Raw genomic sequence first — 649 nt, 5'->3', positions numbered from 1 at the left:
CCGCCGAGGTCGAAGAAGCTGTCGTCGATCCCGACCCGCTCCAGGCCGAGGATGCCGGCGAAGAGTCCGCAGAGGATTTCTTCCTGCGGGGTTCTGGGGGCGCGGCTCTGTGGGGCGGTGGTGAATTCGGGGTCGGGCAGGGCTTTGCGGTCGAGCTTGCCGTTCGCGGTCAGAGGCAGTGCGTCAAGGGTGACGAACGCGGCCGGGACCATGTAGTCCGGGACAGTCTGGGCGAGTTGGTCTCGGATCGCAGCGGTGTCCGGGGTGCCTGTGAGGTAGGCGATGAGGCGGTCGTCGCGGACGATGACGGCTGCCTGCGCGATGCTGTCGAGGCCGGTGAGGGTGGTTTCGATTTCGCCGAGTTCGATGCGGTGTCCGCGGATCTTGACCTGGTGGTCGGCGCGGCCGAGGTATTCGATCTCGCCATCGGTGGTCCAGCGGGCGAGGTCGCCGCTGCGGTACATGCGGGTGCCGGCCGGGCCGTAGGGGTTCGCGACGAAGCGTTCGGCGGTGAGGGCCGGGCGGTTGAGGTAGCCGCGGGCGAGTCCGGCACCTGAGACGTACATTTCGCCGGGGACGCCGGGGGCGGTGGGCTGGAGGGCGGTGTCCAGGAGGTAGAGGTGCAGGTCGGGGATGGGTCGGGGATGGG

1 protein-coding gene is annotated in these 649 nt (G+C 69.2%); it reads right to left on the bottom strand.

What is annotated here, in order from left to right; translation table 11 throughout:
- A partial coding sequence (locus EAO72_RS40085) for an AMP-binding enzyme (protein WP_148022319.1) occupies positions 1 to 649 on the bottom strand: 649 nt, incomplete at both ends.

It is taken from the genome of Streptomyces sp. OR43, from assembly GCF_008042275.1.
GTDB lineage: Bacteria > Actinomycetota > Actinomycetes > Streptomycetales > Streptomycetaceae > Streptomyces.
The sequence above is the reverse complement of the archived record's forward strand: the minus strand, read 5'-3'. Positions and strand labels throughout refer to the sequence as shown.